Annotated in this window: 1 protein-coding gene; it reads left to right on the forward strand. The window is 39.1% G+C overall.

What is annotated here, in order from left to right:
• Window positions 1-527, forward strand: a 527-nt coding sequence (gene allE, locus F9802_RS19460) for a (S)-ureidoglycine aminohydrolase (RefSeq protein ID WP_152154743.1), incomplete at both ends; no start/stop codon positions are given.

Raw genomic sequence — 527 nt, forward strand, 5'->3', positions numbered from 1 at the left:
TATGCATTAATCGCACCTGAAGGATTGGTGAATAATGTTATCCCGGGGTTTGAAAATTGTATTATTTCTATTTTGGGTTCACCTAAGCTTGGAGCAAGCTTTGTCGATTACGTTGTGACCATGCAAAATGGCGGGAAAAATAGCGAGGGATTTGGCGGACAAGCAGATGTAGAAACATTCGTCTATGTGATTGAAGGAGCAATAAAAGCTGCGGCAGGTGAGCAAGAATTTGTTCTTGAAGAAAGTGGTTATTTATACTGTCCTCCAGGGACAAAAATGTATTTAGAAAACCTTGGAGACGGTGATTCCAGACTATTCCTTTATAAGCAAAAATATCGTCCCATTGAAGGACGGAAGCCGTGGGTTGTTTCAGACCACGCCAACAAGATTGAATTTAGAAATTATGACGACATGCATAATGTCAATATTAAAGATCTTTTGCCTATGGATCTAGATTTTGATATGAATTTTCATATTCTTTCCTTTGATCCTGCCGCATGTCATCCGTTTATCGAAACACATGTGCA

It is taken from the genome of Bacillus aerolatus (assembly GCF_009183655.1).
GTDB lineage: Bacteria > Bacillota > Bacilli > Bacillales > Domibacillaceae > Pseudobacillus > Pseudobacillus aerolatus.